The following is an 18,914-nucleotide window of genomic DNA, read 5'->3' on the forward strand; positions in this document are numbered from 1 at the left end:
CCGGCCGGTGCCGCGAGTCATCACGGAGCACCGGCCGACGGCGGACCCACAGCAGCTGCACACCTTGCACCACTGCACGAAGGGGAAGCCATGACAGCGACGACCGACGGAAGCACCGGGGCCCTGCCACCCCGCGCCGCCGCGGCCAGCGACACCGACACGGACACCCCCGGGGCGGCCGGGGTACCGGAAGCCGCCGCACGCGCCGCCCGGCGTGCCACCGACTTCCTGCTCTCCCGCCAGGACGCCCAGGGCTGGTGGAAGGGCGACCTCGAGACCAACGTCACGATGGACGCCGAGGACCTGCTGCTCCGTCAGTTCCTCGGCATCCGCGACGAGAAGACCACACAGGCCGCCGCCCTCTTCATCCGCGGCGAGCAGGGTGAGGACGGCACCTGGGCCACCTTCTACGGCGGGCCGAGCGAACTGTCCGCCACCATCGAGGCGTACGTCGCCCTCCGCCTGGCCGGTGACGCGCCCGACGCCCCGCACATGGCGAAGGCCTCGGCCTGGATCCGCGCACAGGGCGGCATCGCCGCCGCCCGGGTCTTCACCCGGATCTGGCTGGCCCTGTTCGGCTGGTGGAAGTGGGAGGACCTGCCCGAACTCCCGCCGGAGCTCGTCTTCTTCCCGAAGTGGGTGCCGCTCAACATCTACGACTTCGGCTGCTGGGCGCGGCAGACCATCGTCCCGCTGACGATCGTCTCCGCGAAGCGGCCGGTACGCCCCGCGCCCTTCCCGCTCGACGAGCTGCACACCGACCCGGACCGGCCCAACCCGCCCAAGCCCCTGGCCCCGCCGTTCAGCTGGGACGGGGCGTTCCAGCGGATGGACAAGGGCCTGCACGCCCTGCGGAAGGTCGCCCCGCGCGGACTGCGCAGAGCCGCCATGAACAGCGCCGCCCGCTGGATCATCGAGCGGCAGGAGAACGACGGTTGCTGGGGCGGCATCCAGCCTCCGGCCGTGTACTCGGTCATCGCCCTGCATCTGCTCGGCTACGACCTCGAACACCCCGTGATGCGCGAAGGATTGGCGTCCCTGGACCGGTTCGCCGTGTGGCGCGAGGACGGGGCCCGGATGATCGAGGCCTGCCAGTCGCCCGTGTGGGACACCTGCCTGGCCGCCATCGCCCTCGTGGACGCCGGACTGCCCACCGATCACCCGCAGTTGGTGAAGGCGGCCGACTGGATGCTGGGCGAGGAGATCGTCCGGCCGGGCGACTGGTCCGTGAAGCGGCCCGGACTGCCGCCCGGGGGCTGGGCGTTCGAGTTCCACAACGACAACTACCCCGACATCGACGACACCGCCGAGGTGATCCTCGCGCTGCGCCGGATCACCCACCACGACCCGGAGCGGGTCGACAGGGCCATCGTCCGCGGCATGCGCTGGACACTCGGCATGCAGTCGAAGAACGGCGCCTGGGCCGCCTTCGACGTCGACAACACCAGCCCCTTCCCGAACCGGCTGCCGTTCTGCGACTTCGGCGAGGTCATCGACCCGCCCTCGGCCGATGTCACCGCACACGTCGTCGAGATGCTCGCGGTCGAGGGCCTCGCCCACGACCCGCGCACCCGGCGCGGCATCGAGTGGCTGCTGGCCGAGCAGGAACCGGACGGCTCGTGGTTCGGGCGCTGGGGCGTCAACTACGTCTACGGCACCGGGTCCGTCGTCCCCGCCCTGACCGCCGCCGGTGTCCCCGCCGCGCACCCGGCGATCCGGCGGGCCGTCGCCTGGCTGGAGTCGGTCCAGAACGACGACGGCGGCTGGGGCGAGGACCTGCGCTCCTACAAGCACGTCAAGGAATGGAGCGGCCGGGGCGCCTCGACCGCCTCGCAGACGGCGTGGGCGCTGATGGCCCTGCTCGCGGCCGGGGAACGGGACTCCCGGGCCGTCGAACGGGGTGTCGAGTGGCTCGCGGCCACCCAGCGGGAGGACGGCTCCTGGGACGAGCCGTACTTCACGGGGACGGGCTTCCCGTGGGACTTCTCGATCAACTACCACCTCTACCGGCAGGTGTTCCCGCTCACCGCGCTCGGCCGCTATCTGCACGGAGAGCCCTTCGCCGGGAGGCTCCGGGGGAGCGGGACGGCCGAGGAGCTCCGGGGGAGCGGGACCGGCGAGCCGCTCGCCGAGGCCAAGGGAAGCTGATGAGCACACAGCCCGCCCCGGTCCCGCTGCTGATCGCCTGCGCGCTCGGCATCGAGCAGTTCGCCCTGCGCGCGGGCGGCCGGGGCGGGGCCGGCGGGCCGGTCACGGTGCTGCGGACGGGCATGGGTCCGGCGGCCGCCGAGCGGGCCGTCAGCCGCGTGCTGGCCGACCCGGCCCTGCGTGACGCCGCCGTCCTGGCCACCGGCTTCTGCGCGGGTCTCGCGCCGGGTATGCACCCCGGCGATCTGGTCGTCGCCGAGGAGACCCGCGACCCGCGCGGCACGACCCCCTGCGTCGGGACCGAGCTGCTGGTGAAGGAACTGGCCCGCGCGCTGCCCGGGCGGACGGTGCACACCGGGCCGCTCACCGGCTCCGACCACGTCGTGCGGGGCCCCGAACGGTCCGCGCTGCGCGCCACCGGCGCTATCGCGGTCGACATGGAGTCCGCCGTCACGCTTCTGAGCGCCGTGCGCGCGGGCGAGCGCCCGGTTGCGGCCGTCCGGGTGGTCGTGGACGCTCCTGAACATGAACTCGTCCGGATCGGCACGGTGCGCGGTGGAATATCAGCTTTCCGTGTCCTTCGTTCCGTGCTTCCCGCTTTCTTCGAATGGCACCGTTCCTTGCTGCTCCCCAGGAGGTGAGCCAGATGGCCATGCCGCTCCGACAGTCCATCAAGGTCGCTACATACTTGGCTGAACAGAAGATCCGCCGACGCGACAAGTTTCCCCTGATCGTCGAACTGGAACCGCTGTTCGCCTGCAATCTCAAGTGCGAGGGGTGCGGCAAGATCCAGCATCCGGCCGGGGTGCTCAAGCAGCGGATGCCGGTCGCCCAGGCCGTGGGGGCGGTCATGGAGTCCGGCGCCCCGATGGTGTCCATCGCCGGTGGCGAGCCGCTGATGCACCCGCAGATCGACGAGATCGTGCGTCAGCTGGTGGCCAAGCGGAAGTACGTCTTCCTCTGCACCAACGCGATGCTGCTGCGCAAGAAGATGGACACGTTCACGCCGTCGCCCTACTTCGCCTTCGCGGTGCACATCGACGGGCTGCGCGAGCGGCACGACGAGTCGGTGGCCAAGGAGGGCGTGTTCGACGAGGCCGTGGAGGCGATCAAGGAGGCCAAGCGGCGGGGCTTCCGGGTCACCACCAACTCGACCTTCTTCAACACCGACACCCCGCAGACCATCATCGAGGTGCTGAACTTCCTCAACGACGACCTCCAGGTCGACGAGATGATGATCTCGCCCGCCTACGCCTACGAGAAGGCCCCCGACCAGGAGCACTTCCTCGGCGTGGAGCAGACCCGCGAGCTGTTCAAGAAGGCCTTCTCGGGCGGCAACCGGCGGCGCTGGCGGCTCAACCACTCCCCGCTCTTCCTGGACTTCCTGGAGGGCAAGGTCGACTTCCCGTGCACGGCGTGGGCGATCCCGAACTACTCGCTCTTCGGCTGGCAGCGCCCCTGCTACCTGATGAGCGACGGGTACGTGCCGACGTACCGGGAGCTGGTCGAGGACACCGACTGGGACAAGTACGGCCGAGGCAAGGACCCGCGCTGCGCCAACTGCATGGCGCACTGCGGCTACGAGCCCACCGCCGTCCTCGCCACCATGGGATCGCTGAAGGAGTCCCTGCGCGCCATGCGCGAGACGGTCTCCGGGAACCGGGAGTGACGTCATGACCGCTGTCTCGCTGGGTGTCCCCGGCATGCCGGCCCGGCCGATCGCCGAACGGCGTGCCTCGCGCCGGATCCAGGTCGGTCCGGTGGCGGTCGGGGGCGGGGCCCCGGTGTCGGTGCAGTCGATGACGACGACCCGTACGTCGGACGTCGGCGCCACGTTGCAGCAGATCGCGGAGCTGACCGCGTCCGGCTGCCAGATCGTCCGGGTCGCCTGCCCCACGCAGGACGACGCGGACGCGCTCGCGACCATCGCGCGCAAGTCGCAGATCCCGGTGATCGCGGACATCCACTTCCAGCCCAAGTACGTCTTCGCGGCGATCGAGGCGGGCTGCGCGGCCGTCCGCGTCAATCCCGGCAACATCAAGCAGTTCGACGACCGGGTCAAGGAGATCGCCCAGGCGGCGAAGGACCACGGCACACCGATCCGCATCGGCGTCAACGCCGGGTCGCTGGACCGCCGGCTCCTCCAGAAGTACGGCAGGGCCACCCCGGAGGCGCTCGTGGAGAGCGCGCTGTGGGAGGCGTCCCTGTTCGAGGAGCACGACTTCCGGGACATCAAGATCTCCGTCAAGCACAACGACCCGGTCGTGATGATCGAGGCCTACCGGCAGCTCGCCGAGCAGTGCGACTACCCGCTGCACCTGGGCGTGACGGAGGCGGGGCCGGCCTTCCAGGGCACGGTCAAGTCGGCGGTGGCGTTCGGGGCGCTGCTGTCCCGGGGCATCGGCGACACGATCCGGGTCTCGCTGTCCGCGCCGCCGGCCGAGGAGGTCAAGGTCGGCATCCAGATCCTCCAGTCCCTCGGGCTCAAGGAACGCCGGCTGGAGATCGTGTCGTGCCCGTCCTGCGGCCGCGCCCAGGTCGACGTCTACAAGCTGGCCGAGGAGGTCACGGCCGGGCTCGACGGCATGGAGGTGCCGCTGCGGGTCGCCGTCATGGGGTGTGTGGTCAACGGGCCCGGCGAGGCGCGGGAGGCCGATCTGGGCGTCGCCTCCGGCAACGGCAAGGGGCAGATCTTCGTCAAGGGCGAGGTCGTCAAGACCGTCCCCGAGTCCAAGATCGTCGAGACGCTGATCGAAGAGGCGATGAAGATCGCCGAGCAGATGGAGCAGGACGGCGTGGGGTCGGGGGAGCCGGCCGTCACCGTGAGCTGAGCAGCACGGAATGCGAAGGGGGCCCGAGCGTGACGATTCTGGAGAGCATCCGGGGACCACGCGACCTGAAGGCGCTGTCCGAGGCGGAACTAGGCGAACTGGCCGAAGAGATCCGGGAGTTCCTGGTGCACGCGGTCGCCAGGACCGGCGGCCATCTGGGACCCAACCTGGGCGTGGTGGAGCTGACCGTCGCCCTGCACCGGGTCTTCGAGTCGCCGGCCGACCGCATCCTGTGGGACACCGGCCACCAGAGCTACGTCCACAAACTGCTGACCGGCCGCCAGGACTTCTCCAAGCTGCGCGGCAAGGGAGGCCTGTCCGGCTACCCCTCACGCGAGGAGTCCGAGCACGACGTCATCGAGAACAGCCACGCCTCCACGGCCCTCGGCTGGGCCGACGGGCTGGCCAAGGCCCGCCAGGTGCAGGGCGAGAAGGGCCATGTCGTCGCGGTCATCGGCGACGGGGCGCTCACCGGCGGCATGGCCTGGGAGGCGCTGAACAACATCGCGGCCGCCAAGAACCGCCCGCTGATCATCGTCGTCAACGACAACGAACGCTCCTACGCCCCCACCATCGGCGGCCTCGCCGACCACCTCGCGACCCTGCGCACGACCGACGGCTACGAGCGGGTCCTGGCCTGGGGCAAGGACGTGCTCCAGGGCACGCCCCTGGTCGGCAACACCCTCTACGAAGCCCTGCACGGCGCGAAGAAGGGCTTCAAGGACGCGTTCGCCCCCCAGGGACTCTTCGAGGACCTGGGCCTGAAGTACGTCGGGCCGATCGACGGGCACGACATCGGGGCCGTCCAGTCCGCGCTGCGACGCGCGAAACGCTTCCACGGGCCGGTGCTCGTCCACTGCCTCACGGAGAAGGGCCGTGGCTACGAGCCCGCCCTCGCCCACGAGGAGGACCACTTCCACACCGTCGGCGTGATGGACCCGCTGACCTGCGCACCGCTCTCCCCGTCGGGCGGCCCCTCCTGGACCTCGGTGTTCGGCGAGGAGATCGTCCGGATCGGCGAGGAGCGGGACGACGTGGTGGCGATAACCGCCGCCATGCTGCATCCGGTCGGCCTCGGCGCCTTCGCCGAGCGGTTCCCCGACCGGGTGTGGGACGTCGGCATCGCCGAGCAGCACGCGGCCGTGTCCGCGGCGGGCCTGGCGACGGGCGGACTGCACCCGGTCGTCGCCGTCTACGCCACCTTCCTCAACCGCGCCTTCGACCAGCTACTCATGGACGTGGCCCTGCACCGCTGCGGGGTGACCTTCGTCCTGGACCGGGCCGGGGTGACGGGCGTCGACGGGGCCTCCCACAACGGCATGTGGGACATGTCCGTCCTCCAGGTCGTGCCGGGGCTGAGGATCGCCGCGCCACGGGACGCCGACCAGCTGCGGTCCCAGCTGCGTGAGGCCGTCGCCGTCGACGACGCGCCGACGCTCGTGCGCTTCCCGAAGGAGTCCGTCGGCCCGTCGGTCCCGGCCGTGGACCGGGTGGGCGGACTGGACGTGCTGCACCGCTCCGACCGGCCGCAGGTTCTCCTGGTGGCCGTCGGCGTGATGGCGCCGGTCTGCCTCCAGGCCGCCGAGCTGCTCGAAGCGCGCGGCATCGGTTGCACCGTCGTCGACCCGCGCTGGGTCAAGCCCGTCGACCCGGCGCTCCCCGGCCTCGCCGCCGAGCACCGTCTGGTCGCCGTCGTCGAGGACAACAGCCGTGCGGCCGGGGTCGGTTCGGCTGTGGCGCTGGCTCTGGGCGACGCCGAGGTCGACGTACCGGTACGGCGGTTCGGCATCCCCGAGCAGTTCCTCGCGCACGCCAAGCGCGGTGAGGTGCTCGCCGACATCGGCCTGACACCCGTCGAGGTGGCCGGGCGGATCAGCGCGAGCCTGGCCGTGAAGGAAGAGCAGTCCAAGGAGCCACAGGAATGACAACCGCCGAATCCGCGTCGGAGTCGTCGCAGGCCGGGGAGTTCGACCTCGGCAAGCTGCTGGCCGAGCGCGGAGCCGAGCGCTACGAGCTGCACAGCCGGTACCTCAACCACCAGCTCCCGCGCATGCTGCACACCATCGGCTTCGACAAGGTCTACGAGCGCGCCGAGGGCGCCTACTTCTACGACGCGGACGGCAACGACTACCTGGACATGCTCGCCGGGTTCGGGGTGATGGGCCTCGGCCGCCACCACCCCGTCGTACGCAAGGCGCTGCACGACGTCCTGGACGCCGGTCTCGCCGACCTCACCCGGTTCGACTGCCAGCCGCTGCCGGGCCTGCTGGCCGAGAAGCTGCTCGCGCACAGCCCGCACCTGGACCGCGTGTTCTTCGGCAACAGCGGCACCGAGGCCGTCGAGGGCGCGCTGAAGTTCGCGCGGTTCGTCACGGGCAGGCCCAGGGTCCTGTACTGCGCGCACGCCTTCCACGGCCTGACCACCGGCTCCCTCTCCGTGAACGGGGAGTCCGGCTTCCGCGACGGCTTCGCCCCGCTGCTGCCCGACACGGCCGTCCCGCTCGGCGATCTCGACGCGCTGGAGCGGGAGCTCAGGAAGGGCGACGTCGCCGCGCTGATCGTCGAGCCGATCCAGGGCAAGGGCGTCCTGGAAGGGCCGCCCGGCTGGCTGCGGGCCGCCCAGGAGCTGCTGCACCGGCACAAGGCCCTGCTCATCGCCGACGAGGTGCAGACCGGCCTCGGCCGGACCGGCGACTTCTACGCCTACCAGCACGAGGACGGTGTGGAACCCGACCTGGTGTGCGTGGCCAAGGCGCTCTCCGGCGGCTATGTGCCGGTCGGCGCCACGATCGGCAAGGACTGGATCTTCAAGAAGGTCTACTCGTCCATGGACCGGGTGCTCGTCCACTCGGCGAGCTTCGGATCCAACGCGCAGGCCATGGCGGCGGGCCTCGCGGTGCTGTCGGTGATGGAGAACGAGCAGATCGTCGCGGGCGTCCGTGCCACCGGGGAGCGGCTCCGGTCCCGGCTGGCCGCGCTCACGGACACGTACGAGATGCTCGCCGAGGTCCGCGGCCGGGGCCTGATGATCGGCATCGAGTTCGGACGGCCCAGGTCGCTGAAGCTGCGCAGCCGCTGGGCCATGCTCCAGGCCGCTCGCAAGGGGCTCTTCGCCCAGATGGTCGCCGTGCCGCTGCTGCAGCGGCACCGGATCCTCACCCAGGTCTCCGGCGACCACATGGAGGTGATCAAGCTGATCCCGCCGCTGATCATCGGCGAGCGGGAGGTGGACCGGTTCGTCGACGCCTTCACCGCCGTGATGGACGACGCGCACAACGGTGGGCTGGTGTGGGACTTCGGCAAGACGCTCGTCAAGCAGGCGGTGGCCAACCGCTGAGGCTCCGCCTCCCGGGTCTTTGCCTGTGAGGCAAGAAATTTGCCGGTGAGGCAAGGCTCCGGCTGAATGGAGGCATGAGCCCCTCCGAGACCGAGCGGCCCCCAGGGGCCGAGGCGCCGGCCGACCAGCCGGCCGGTGCGCTGCCCGCCGTCGTCGCGCCCCAGCTGCGGGCGCTTCGGCGTCAGGCTTCCCTGACGCTGGAGGCCGCGTCCCGCGCCGCCGGGCTGTCGCCCGCCCATCTCTCCCGCCTGGAGACCGGGCAGCGGCAGCCCTCTTTGCCGATGCTGCTCGCACTCGCCCGCATCTACGGTACGACCGTCTCCGAACTGCTCGGTGAGACGGTCGCCGAACGGGACTCCGTCATCCGCGCCGCCGACATGGAACCCACCGCGGCGGGCGGCTGGACCTACTGGCAGGCCGGCGCCCCCGGCCGCGGGATGCAGGCCCTGCGCGTCCACGTCCCCCACGGCTCCCAGGGCGACATCGTCCGCGTCCACCCCGGCGAGGAGTGGCTCCATGTGCTGCGCGGCCGGCTGCGGCTGCGCCTCGGGGACACCACGCACCGGCTGGCCCCCGGGGACAGCGCCCACTTCGACTCCCTCACCCCGCACCGGATCGCCGCCGAGGACCACGACGGAGTCGAGCTGCTCTTCGTCCACACCCTGCTGCAGAGCCCCACGGCCGCGCTGTGCCTGGGCCCCACCTCTGGAGACATGGCGTGAGCGACATGGAGCAGAGGTTTCCCCGCGCCCTGTGGGTGAGGCTGCTCATCTATCTCATCCTCGGGCACGTCTTCGCCGCGTTCGTCTACCTGCTGTTCGAGGTCGGCGCCAAGTAGCCCCGCCCGGGCGTCTCAGTCGAGAAGCCGCTCGCGCAGCTGCTCGCGGGTCTCCGGGGTGAGCTTCAGCCCCTTCTCCAGGTAGGTGCCGACGCCGCCCCAGGTCTCCTCGATGGTGTCGAAGGCCGCCGTCAGGTACTCGGCGCGCGCGTCGAAGAGGGGACTGAGCAGCTCCATGACCTCGGGGGAGTAGGCCGAGGCGGCGGAGCTGCTGCGGTGCACCTTGTAGCGGCGGTGCTTGGCGTTCGACTTCAGGTAGTCGTCGACGATCGCCTCGCGTTCGACGCCCACCGCGAGCAGTGTCACCGCGACGGACAGCCCCGCGCGGTCCTTGCCCGCCGCGCAGTGCATCAGCGCGGGGACGCTGTCCTCCGCGAGCTCGTGCAGCACCCGGGAGTGCTCACCCGTGCGGTCCTTGATGATCATGCGGTACGAGGCGATCATCCGGCCCGCGCCCTTGCCGTCCGCGAGGATCGCGCGGAGCTGGCCCAAGTCGCCGTCGCGGACCATCTTCCAGAACTCGGCGCCGTCGGCGGGGTCGCTCAGCGGCAGGTTCACATTGCGCACGCCCGGCAGCGCGACGTCCGGGCCCTCGAGCTTCTGGTCCGCCGCGTTGCGGAAGTCGAAGATCGTGTGCAGGCCCAGGGTGGTGAGGAAGGCGGCGTCCTCTCCGGTCGCGTGGGCGAGGTGACCGCTGCGGAACAGCACTCCCTGGCGCACCCGCCGCCCGTCCACGGTCGGAAGTCCGCCCACATCACGGAAGTTGCGCACTCCGGCCAGCTCGGGCTCGGTCGACGGGACCTGCTGTGTCACGAGGGCTCCTCCCCTTCGGTGCCGCCGGCGCGGCTCGTCGACGGGCGTCACTCGACGATACGACATGCCTGCCTGAGGCAATGAGTTGTCCACAGGCGTTGCCCGGGGCCGCCGTGGCCCTTGATGATGTTGCTGACTGGTCGCACCTGGTCGGGCTTGTTCGAATCTGTGGGGGCATGGTGCTGGACATCTCCGAAGACGGTCGTACGTGGGTGCTCTCCGGGCCGGCCAGCAGCTACGCCGTCCACGTCACCGACCGGGACGAACTGCTGCACCTGCACTGGGGCCCCCGGATCGGCCTCGCCGACGCCGAGGCCCTCGCCGTCCGGCCGCTGCCGGACTACTGGCCCTTCGAGGCTCCGCTCGACGGGCGCGAGGAGTACCCGGTCGAGGGCGGCCCCCGTTTCGTCCGCCCTGCCCTCTCCGTACGCACGCCCGAGCGGCGCGGTACCGAGTGGGTCCTCGAGGGACACGACACCGAGGACGACGAGCTGCGGCTGCGGTTCCGTGACGGCGACCTCGCCGTCACGCTGCACTACCGGATGCGCTCCTCGACGGATGTCGTCGAGCGCTGGGTGACCCTGGACAACCGGGGACCGGCCGTCGAGCTGCTGCGCGCCGACTCCGCCACCTGGACCCTGCCCGACCGCGACGCCTGGCGGCTGTCCCAGCTGCACGGCCGCTGGGGCGCCGAGTCACGGCTGACGCGCTCCCCCCTCACCCACGGAGAGAAGGTCATCGGCAGCCGCCGCGGTCACACCTCCCACCAGCACCTGCCGTGGGTCGCCCTGGACGCCGGCGCCACCGAGGAGCACGGCGAGGTCTACGGCTGCGCCCTGGGCTGGTCCGGTTCCTGGCGCATCGCCGTGGCCCAGCTCCCGGACACAACGGTGCAGATCACCGGCGGCGCCGGCTACGACGACTCGGGCCTGCTGACGCTGGGCACGGGAGAGTCGTACACGACCCCCGTCTTCGCCGGGCTCTGGAGCGACGGCGGCTTCGGCGGGGCGAGCCGCGCCTGGCACGCCTACCAGCGGACGTACGTGATCCCGGACGCGGGCCGGGACCGGCCGGTGCTGTTCAACTCCTGGGAGGCCACCGAGTTCGACATCTCCGAGGAGCAGCAGCGGGCGCTGGCCGAGCGGGCCGCGGCCATCGGTGTCGAGCTGTTCGTGGTCGACGACGGCTGGTTCGGGGCGCGCACCAGCGACCGGGCCGGGCTCGGCGACTGGACCCCGAACCCCGGCCGTTTCCCGGGCGGGCTGAAGCCGCTCGCCGACCACGTGCACGGTCTCGGCATGCAGTTCGGGATCTGGGTCGAGCCCGAGATGGTCAACCCGGACAGCGATCTGTACCGCGCGCACCCCGACTGGGTTCAGTACCAACCGGGACGAAAGCGGACGGAGTTCCGTAATCAGCTCGTACTGAACCTGGCTCGCGAGGACGTCCGGGTGTACCTGTGGGAGCAGCTCGACGGGCTCCTCTCCAGTGCCCCCGTCGACTACGTCAAGTGGGACTTCAACCGCTGCTTCACCGACGCCGGCTGGCCGGACGACCCCTACCCGCAGCGGCTGTGGGTCGACCACGTCCGGGGCCTGTACGCCCTGCTGGACCGGCTGCGGGCCGCCCACCCGGGCGTGGCCTTCGAGTCCTGCTCGGGCGGCGGCGGCCGGATCGACCTCGGGGTGCTGAGCCGTGCGGACCAGGTCTGGACGTCGGACAACACCGACCCGCTCGACCGGCTCGCCATCCAGCACGGCTTCAGTCAGCTCCATCCGGCCCGGGTCATGGCCGCCTGGGTCACCGACAGTCCGAACGCCATGCTCAACCGGCGGGCCAGTTCCCTGCGGTTCCGGTTCGTCAGCGCGATGGCCGGGGTGCTGGGGGTCGGCGGTGACCTCACGCAGTGGACGCGGGAGGAGCTCGCCGAGGCGCGGGAATGGGTGGGTCTCTACAAGGAGATCCGGCCCGTGGTGCAGCAGGGCGACCTGTACCGGCTGCGTCCTCCGGAGGGCGGACTGAGCGCCGTGCAGTACGCCCTCGGCGACGAGACCGTCGTCCTCGCCTGGCTCCAGGCGCAGCGTTACGGCGAGCCCGTGCCGGCGCTCCGGTTGCGCGCCCTCGACCCGACCGCATCGTACGAATGCCTCGAAACGGGCGAAGTGCACCGCGGGGCCCTACTGCTTCACCATGGACTGCGGGTCGGCCTGTGCGGGGATCTGGACGCCGCGGTCGTCCGCCTTAAGCGTAAGTAGTCGTTCTGTCCGAATAGGGTGTTTAAGCCGTAAAGGGGCAACGTGCCCCGATCGTAAAGGAGATGAGTTCGGGGCGCGTGACCATCGTCATATTCGTGACGATACGTTGTCGCCATGTTCACGTAATTCTGGCGCTATTCAGGGCCATTGAGGAAAGCGGGAGATCGGTAATCCACGCTCGGTGACGGCAAATGTGGTGACGCGTCAAGAAAAACACCGCCCCGGGCAACCGCAAGCTTGTCCCGTTGCGTCTTGGTCGCTTACGTTCCACACCAATCCGGACGGACGCCTAATCCTGCCGCCGCCCGGAGCCCCACACACTGACCCGACGCACGGCAGGAGCGGGGGACCCACAGGTAAGACGCCTGTTCCGGTTCCCGGAACGGCTTGGGGTTAAGCCGCGCCCCGGCGCGGCCGGGCATCTCCAGCCCGCACCCGACAGCTCACCTCGCAGGCGACGGAGAGGAATTCGCCATGCCCGCGAAGGGTAAGCACCGCCGTCCCAAGACCCAGCGTTTCACCCGCTCCATCGCCGTCGCCGGCACCGGCGGGGCCGCCCTCGCCCTGCCGCTCATGGGAGCCGCAGGCGCCCACGCCGCCACCGGGCAGTCGGCTCCGGAAAAGGCCGTCCAGTCCGCTCCGGCCGCCGAGAAGCAGGCCGCCGCGAAGGCCGGCGGTGCCCGCACGTACACCGTGAAGGCCGGCGACTACCTCGCGAAGATCGCCGACGACCAGAACGTCAGCGGCGGTTGGAAGAAGCTCTACGCGGACAACCGTGACGTCGTCGGCTCCGACCCGTCGCTGATCCACCCCGGCCTGAAGCTGTCGGTCAGCAAGAAGGCGGCGAGCGCGCCGAAGGCCTCGGCCCCGTCCGCGCCCAAGCCCTCGGCCTCGAAGTCGTCCGCCGCCGAGTCGGCCCCGAAGGCCGAGACCGCCGCGAAGCCGGCCGCCGCCAAGCCCGCCGCCGAAGCCAACTCCAGTGGCTACAGCGTCCCGGTGGCCGGCGCCACCGTCGGCACCCCGTACCGCATGTCCGGCAGCATGTGGTCCAGCGGCTACCACACCGGCGTCGACTTCGTCGTCCCGACCGGCACCTCCCTCAAGGCCGTCGGCGCGGGCACGGTCGTCTCCGCCGGCTGGGGCGGCGCGTACGGCAACCAGGTCGTCATCAAGCTCGCGGACGGCAACTACGCCCAGTACGCCCACCTGTCCCAGCTCTCCGTCTCGGCCGGCCAGACCGTGACCGCCGGGCAGCAGGTCGGCCTGTCGGGCGCGACCGGCAACGTGACCGGACCGCACCTGCACTTCGAGATCCGTACCACGCCGGACTACGGCTCGGACGTGGACCCGGTCGCCTTCCTGCGCTCGCACGGCGTCTCCGTCGGCTGACGGCCGATCTCCCGCAGCCTGACACGCGACCGAAGGCCGGACCCCGATCGCCGGGTCCGGCCTTCGGTGTGTGCATGCCGTCGACCGGCCCCAAGGGATCGACAGGCGGCGGCAGTTGGGACAGAGTGATCCCGTCCGGAGTGCAAGCGCTTTCCCGAGCCTTCCCGGCGGATCCCGAGGAGCTGTGTCCCGTGCCGACCACCCGCAGAGCGTTCGGAACCCTGGCCGCCGGAGCCGCCCTGGCGGCCCTCGCCCCGGCGGTGACCGTGCATGCCGCGCCCCGACACCGCCGCCCCATCGCCCAGGACGACTTCTGTCACGGCCTCGGGCAGTGGGTCACGGAACTCCAGGCCGGCGGTACCGTCACCGCCTCCCGCGGCATCCTGGAGATCGACGTACCGAGCGGCGCGACCGTGTGGTTCAGACAGCGGCTCGTCGGGCCGTACGTCCTCGAGTACACCGCGATCCCCGTCTCCGAGGGCGGGGCCAACGACCGGGTCTCGGACCTCAACAACTTCTGGAACGCGACCGACGTCCGCTCCCCGGGCGACCTCTTCGCTGCTCCCCGCGGCGGCGCCTTCGACGAGTACGACCACCTCACGACGTACTACGCGGGCTACGGCGCCAACTACAACACCACGACCCGGCTGCGCCGCTACGTCGGCGAGCCCGGTGTCCGTCCTCTGGTCTTCGACCACACCGAACCGCTGCTGGTCCCGAACGAGCCGAACCGGGTACGGATCGTCTCCGACGGCTCCACGGTCCAGTGGTGGAACAACGGGCGGCTGGTCTTCGGCTACGCCGACCCGCAGCCGTACACGAGCGGGCACTTCGCCTTCCGGACCGTGTGGAGCCATTTCCGGATCAGCGGGTTCCGAGTCTGGCGGCTGACCCCGGAACATTCCTGACGAGTGCTGTATTCCGGAGTTTGCCAACCCTTCAGGAGTGGCTTATCTCACCGCCCGTCAACCCTTTCCTACGGTCGCGTAGGTCACATTCGAAGGTGAATCATGACCTGCTGTGGCAGACGATTCGAAGAGTGACAGCAAAGCAGTGATCGGGTCGTACGTGGCGTTGGGGGACAGCTTCACCGAGGGGGTCGGTGATCCCGGCCCCGACGGCGCGTTCGTCGGCTGGGCCGACCGGTTCGCCGTCCTGCTCGCCGACCGCAGGCCCGAGGGCGACTTCCAGTACACCAATCTCGCGGTACGCGGAAAGCTCCTCGACCAGATCGTGGCGGACCAGGTTCCGCGGGCCGTCGACATGGCTCCGGACCTCGTCTCGTTCTGCGCGGGGGGCAACGACATCATCCGGCCCGGCACCGACCCGGACGAGGTGGCCGAGCGCTTCGAGCGGGCCTTGGTCCAGCTCACCGCCGTGTCCGGCACGGTCATGGTGACGACCGGTTTCGACACCCGTGGCGTGCCCGTGCTCAAGCACCTGCGCGGCAAGATCGCCACGTACAACGGCCACGTCCGGGCCATCGCCGACCGGTACGGCTGCCCGGTGCTCGACCTGTGGTCCCTGCGCAGTGTGCAGGACCGCAGGGCCTGGGACGCCGACCGGCTGCACCTGTCGCCCGAGGGGCACACGCGCGTGGCGCTCCGCGCGGGCCAGGTCCTCGGCCTCGACGTGCCGGCCGACCCCGAGCAGGCGTGGCCTCCGCTGCCCCCGCGGGGCGCGCTCGACATGCGGCGGGACAACGTCGCCTGGGCGCGCGAGTTCCTCGTGCCGTGGATCGGGCGCCGGCTGCGCGGGGAGTCGTCCGGCGACCATGTGACGGCCAAGGGGGCGTTGTCGCCGGACGACATCAGGATGCGGATCGCACCGGTGGCGTGAGAGCGGCTCCTGCGGGTGCGTGCCGTGCCGGTGTCCCATCCGGCATGGCCCGCACCCGCGGGAGCGTGCCGTCTAGGGCGTCAGCCCCTCTTGCTCCAGGCCCAACTCGCGGACCAGCGCTTCCTCCACCCACTCCTGGGCCCGGGCACGCGGCACCGCGCCGGCGTAGGACGTCAGCTGGACGGCGAGACCGTCGAGGAGGGCGGTGAGACGCAGGGCCGTACCGGCCGGGTCCGGGCAGCGGAACTCGCCCGCGGCCACGCCCTCCGCGATGACCTCGGCGAGGGCCGCCTTCCACTGCCGGTCGAGATCCTGGGCGACCTCGCGCAGCGCCGGGTCGCGCAGCGCCACCGCCCAGCTCTCGATCCACAGCCGCCAGCCCTTGGCCTGCCCGGTCGGGGCGTACCACCGTACGGCCGACCGCAGCCGGCGCAGCGCCGGCGAACGGCGGCCCAGCACCTTGCGCAGATGCGCCAGGTCCCCCTCCGCCGCGTGCCGGAACGCGGCGGCGACCAGCTGCTCCTTCGTCGAGAAGTGGTAGAGGACCAGTGCGTTGCTCACGCCGAGCGCCGAGGCCACGTCGGCGATCCTGACCGCCGCCACACCCCTCGCCTCGATCTGCTCGATGGCGGCCCGCAGCAGATCCCCGCGCCGCTGAGCCACACTCAACCGGACTCTCGTCACGCCGTCACCCTACCCACGCGCGTACCGCCCCTCGACGGGGCGTTTCGGCCTGTCCGGCAGGGGCCGCCAGGGCCGTCGCCGTGGAGGCGGCGGGCGCCTCACCGGAACCAGCCGAACCGCTCCGCGATCACCGGCAGCCGGTCGGCCGCGATCGCGTGGGCGGCGGCCCGCGGTGTCGTCCCGTCGGCCTGCGCACGGGCCAGCGTCCGCTCGACCAGGGCCCGCATCGAGCGGCGGGTCCACGCGAACGCCTCCTCGGCGTCGGCTCCGACGTCCCCGAACAGCGTCCACCACCACCAGGCGTTCGTCCCCGAGTTGACCACGACGTCCGGCAGCACGGTCACCCCGCGCGCGGCCAGCAGCGGCTCCGCCTCCGGCCGCACGGGCATGTTGGCCGCCTCCACGACCCAGCGGGCGGTGATCCGCTCCTGGTTCGCGGCATCGATCGCGTACGACACGGCGGCCGGCACCAGTACGTCCGCGTCGGCCGACAGCCAGGCGTCGCCCGGCAGTTCGCGGTCGCCGGGGCGCAGCGCGCAGCGGTCCACCGTGCCGTGGGCGTCCCGCGCGGCGAGCAGCGCCTCGACGTCGAGACCCGCCTGGTTGGCGATCGTGCCCTTGACGTCGGCGACGGCCACGACCGTGAGCCCCGCGCGCGTGAGGAAACGCGCGGTGGCCCCGCCCATGGTGCCCAGCCCCTGGAGGGCGGCCCGCGTCCCGGAGTACGGCACACCGGCCTTGTCCAGGGCGGCCAGGGCCGCCTCGGCCACACCGCAGCCGCCGGCCAGCTCGTCCAGACCGATGCCGTCGACCTCGACCGCGAACGCGTCCCGGAGCCGCCGCCGGGCCTCGGCCTCGTCGTCCAGCAGCGGGTACACGGCCTGGATCGAGGAGACCAGCCCCGCCTCGGCGGCGGCCCGGTCCACCAGGTCCTGGGTGAGTCCCAGGTCCTCGCCCGTAGTCCAGCAGCTCTCTATGTACGGCCGCATCGCGCGCAGGTAGCGCACCAGCAGCGGGTACGCCTCAGGATCCCGGGGATCGCAGTCGATGCCGCCCTTGGCGCCGCCGAGCGGGACGTAGCGGCTCACGGGGTCGTAGTGCAGGGCCTCCTTCACGGTCATGCCGCGGGCCAGGCCGGTGACCTCGTCCAGGGTGCAGCCCGCGCGCATCCGCAGACCGCCGCTGGCGACCCCGCGCACCAGCCGGTCGACGACCAGGAAGCCCTGCCGTCCCGTGAGGTGATCGGTCCAGGTCAGGGACAGCAGGGGGGTGGCCATACGGGCTCCTTCGCCGCCGGGATACTGAATCACCGGTCAGTATCGCCTCCGGTGGGGCCCCTGCGATCCGGTGTTGCCGGAGGGGCCGACCATAATGGAAAGCCTGACCGACTCCACCTGGAGGTACCGTGGCCGGTTTCCGTACCCTGAGCTCCGGGCTCCGCGCGCTGCAGCCCGGGGCGTTCGGCGCGGACCCGAGTGGTGAGCGCATGGCGCGCATCCGCAGATCGCCCCGCTTCAAGGACGGGGTCTTCCAGAACCCCGGCGGCCCCGCGCGGACCCAGCCCTCGGGCTCGACCCTGGACTTCGCGAAGGCCTTCTTCGACAAGGACACCCGGCCCCGCCGCACCCCGAAGGGCACCGCTCCGGTGCACTCCACCACCCTCGCCGACATCGCCCGGCCCCCGGCCACCGGGCTGCGGCTGACGTGGATGGGGCACTCCAGCGTGCTCGCGGAGATCGACGGCCGACGGGTCCTGTTCGACCCGGTGTGGGGCGAGCGCTGCTCCCCCTTCTCCTTCGCCGGGCCCAAGCGGCTGCACCCCGTGCCCCTGCCGCTGGCCGCGCTCGGCCCGGTCGACGTCGTGGTCATCTCGCACGACCACTACGACCACCTGGACATGCCCACCATCAAGGCGCTCGCCGGCACCGACACGCTGTTCGCCGTGCCCCTCGGCGTCGGCGCGCACCTGGAGCACTGGGGCGTGTCCGCCGACCGGTTGCGCGAGCTGGACTGGCACGAGACCACCAAGGTCGGCGGCCTCACCCTGACCGCCACCCCGGCCCGGCACTTCTGCGGCCGCGGGCTGCGCAACACCCAGCACACCCTGTGGGCCTCCTGGGTCGTCGCCGGCGAGGAGCACCGGATCTACCACAGCGGAGACACCGGCTACTTCGACGGCTTCGAGGAGATCGGCGCCGAGCACGGGCCGTTCGACGCCACGATGATCCAGATCGGCGCGTACTCCGACTTCTGGCCCGACATCCACATGACTCCCGAGGAGGGCGTGCGCGCCCACCTCGACCTCCAGGGCGGACCGGAGCACGGCCCGATGCTGCCGATCCACTGGGCCACCTTCAACCTGGCGACGCACCCGTGGGCGGAGCCGGGGGAGTGGATGAAGGAAGTGGCCGCGGAGGCGGGGCAGGCGGTGGCGTTCCCCTGCCCCGGCCAGCCTTTCGAACCTGCCGGGAAGCTGCCCGTGGAGGCGTGGTGGCGGGCGGTGGCCGGTCCGATCTCGCACCCGTGGCGGGGGTCCCTGAGTACTGAGGGTGTGGTTGAGACGCGCAGGGGTGAACTCGACCTCGCCGGCGAGCGGTGACGTCGGCCGGGGACGAACTCGGGCAGATGGGAAGGCGCTCGGCTCGCCGACCTTGAACTGCGTCACCGCAGGCGGTCCCGCTGAGAGGTCCGCATCCGTGTACCGACGTCTCCTGAGCTACCGTCATGGCGATCCAGGCGCGCTGGCGTTGTCCGCCCGGCAGGGTTTCCAGGGGACGGCC

16 protein-coding genes and 1 riboswitch are annotated in these 18,914 nt (G+C 71.3%); of the genes, 13 read left to right on the top strand and 3 right to left on the bottom strand.

Annotation, left to right across the window (positions count from 1 at the left end; translation table 11 throughout):
* Window positions 1-90: 90 nt before the first annotated feature.
* The 8 genes from shc (at window position 91) to ACFU3E_RS27305 (ending at window position 9,154) form a co-directional block, all read left to right on the top strand.
* Window positions 91-2,148: a squalene--hopene cyclase gene (gene shc, locus ACFU3E_RS27270; RefSeq protein ID WP_384163532.1), complete on the top strand. Its 2,058-nt coding sequence runs from the start codon at window positions 91-93 to the stop codon at window positions 2,146-2,148.
* A complete protein-coding gene (locus ACFU3E_RS27275; RefSeq protein WP_384163535.1) occupies window positions 2,148-2,789 on the top strand; it encodes a 1-hydroxy-2-methyl-2-butenyl 4-diphosphate reductase in 642 nt (213 codons plus the stop codon). Before shc ends, ACFU3E_RS27275 begins: the two co-directional genes overlap by 1 nt.
* Window positions 2,790-2,794: 5 nt before the next feature.
* Window positions 2,795-3,817 (top strand): adenosyl-hopene transferase HpnH, encoded by a 1,023-nt coding sequence (gene hpnH, locus ACFU3E_RS27280; RefSeq protein WP_030840883.1) that lies wholly within the window; start codon window positions 2,795-2,797, stop codon window positions 3,815-3,817.
* Window positions 3,818-3,821: 4 nt separating this feature from the next.
* A complete protein-coding gene (gene ispG, locus ACFU3E_RS27285) occupies window positions 3,822-4,979 on the top strand; it encodes a flavodoxin-dependent (E)-4-hydroxy-3-methylbut-2-enyl-diphosphate synthase (RefSeq protein ID WP_384163539.1) in 1,158 nt (385 codons plus the stop codon).
* 29 nt (window positions 4,980-5,008) lie between these two features.
* Entirely contained in the window at window positions 5,009-6,904 is a 1,896-nt protein-coding gene (gene dxs, locus ACFU3E_RS27290; protein WP_384163542.1) for a 1-deoxy-D-xylulose-5-phosphate synthase, read from the top strand.
* Entirely contained in the window at window positions 6,901-8,316 is a 1,416-nt protein-coding gene (locus ACFU3E_RS27295) for an aspartate aminotransferase family protein (protein ID WP_384163545.1), read from the top strand. Before dxs ends, ACFU3E_RS27295 begins: the two co-directional genes overlap by 4 nt.
* A 74-nt stretch (window positions 8,317-8,390) precedes the next feature.
* Entirely contained in the window at window positions 8,391-9,038 is a 648-nt protein-coding gene (locus ACFU3E_RS27300) for a helix-turn-helix domain-containing protein (protein WP_384163548.1), read from the top strand.
* A complete protein-coding gene (locus ACFU3E_RS27305; RefSeq protein ID WP_384163552.1) occupies window positions 9,035-9,154 on the top strand; it encodes a DUF6126 family protein in 120 nt (39 codons plus the stop codon). Before ACFU3E_RS27300 ends, ACFU3E_RS27305 begins: the two co-directional genes overlap by 4 nt.
* 15 nt (window positions 9,155-9,169) lie before the next feature.
* Here the strand turns inward: ACFU3E_RS27305 and ACFU3E_RS27310 are convergent, their stop codons facing one another.
* Entirely contained in the window at window positions 9,170-9,967 is a 798-nt protein-coding gene (locus ACFU3E_RS27310; RefSeq protein ID WP_384163555.1) for a tyrosine-protein phosphatase, read from the bottom strand.
* Between the two features lie 176 nt (window positions 9,968-10,143).
* Here ACFU3E_RS27310 and ACFU3E_RS27315 point away from each other — a divergent pair, with 176 nt between their 5' ends.
* The 4 genes from ACFU3E_RS27315 to ACFU3E_RS27330 all read left to right on the top strand — a co-directional run bounded on the left by ACFU3E_RS27315 (window position 10,144) and on the right by ACFU3E_RS27330 (window position 15,450).
* On the top strand, window positions 10,144-12,222 hold the full coding sequence (locus ACFU3E_RS27315; RefSeq protein ID WP_384163559.1) for an alpha-galactosidase: 2,079 nt from the start codon (window positions 10,144-10,146) through the stop codon (window positions 12,220-12,222).
* Between the two features lie 315 nt (window positions 12,223-12,537).
* Window positions 12,538-12,692: riboswitch (cyclic di-AMP (ydaO/yuaA leader) on the top strand.
* Between the two features lie 4 nt (window positions 12,693-12,696).
* Window positions 12,697-13,611: a peptidoglycan DD-metalloendopeptidase family protein gene (locus ACFU3E_RS27320; RefSeq protein WP_384163562.1), complete on the top strand. Its 915-nt coding sequence runs from the start codon at window positions 12,697-12,699 to the stop codon at window positions 13,609-13,611.
* Window positions 13,612-13,802: 191 nt separating this feature from the next.
* On the top strand, window positions 13,803-14,519 hold the full coding sequence (locus tag ACFU3E_RS27325) for a DUF6250 domain-containing protein (RefSeq protein WP_384163565.1): 717 nt from the start codon (window positions 13,803-13,805) through the stop codon (window positions 14,517-14,519).
* Between the two features lie 145 nt (window positions 14,520-14,664).
* A complete protein-coding gene (locus ACFU3E_RS27330; protein WP_384163681.1) occupies window positions 14,665-15,450 on the top strand; it encodes an SGNH/GDSL hydrolase family protein in 786 nt (261 codons plus the stop codon).
* A gap of 72 nt (window positions 15,451-15,522) precedes the next feature.
* Here ACFU3E_RS27330 and ACFU3E_RS27335 read toward each other — a convergent pair whose 3' ends face one another.
* Together ACFU3E_RS27335 and ACFU3E_RS27340 are read right to left on the bottom strand one after the other, a co-directional pair.
* Window positions 15,523-16,134 (bottom strand): TetR/AcrR family transcriptional regulator, encoded by a 612-nt coding sequence (locus tag ACFU3E_RS27335; protein WP_384163568.1) that lies wholly within the window; start codon window positions 16,132-16,134, stop codon window positions 15,523-15,525.
* Between the two features lie 98 nt (window positions 16,135-16,232).
* Window positions 16,233-17,411, bottom strand: a complete 1,179-nt coding sequence (locus ACFU3E_RS27340) for a Glu/Leu/Phe/Val dehydrogenase dimerization domain-containing protein (RefSeq protein WP_384163570.1) — start codon at window positions 17,409-17,411, stop codon at window positions 16,233-16,235.
* A 128-nt stretch (window positions 17,412-17,539) separates the two neighbouring features.
* Here ACFU3E_RS27340 and ACFU3E_RS27345 point away from each other — a divergent pair, with 128 nt between their 5' ends.
* Complete coding sequence (locus tag ACFU3E_RS27345) at window positions 17,540-18,733, top strand: MBL fold metallo-hydrolase (protein WP_384163573.1); 1,194 nt, start codon at window positions 17,540-17,542, stop codon at window positions 18,731-18,733.
* The last annotated feature ends 181 nt before the right edge of the window (window positions 18,734-18,914 follow it).

Origin of the sequence: Streptomyces sp. NPDC057424, from assembly GCF_042803315.1 — a bacterium.
Lineage (GTDB): Bacteria > Actinomycetota > Actinomycetes > Streptomycetales > Streptomycetaceae > Streptomyces.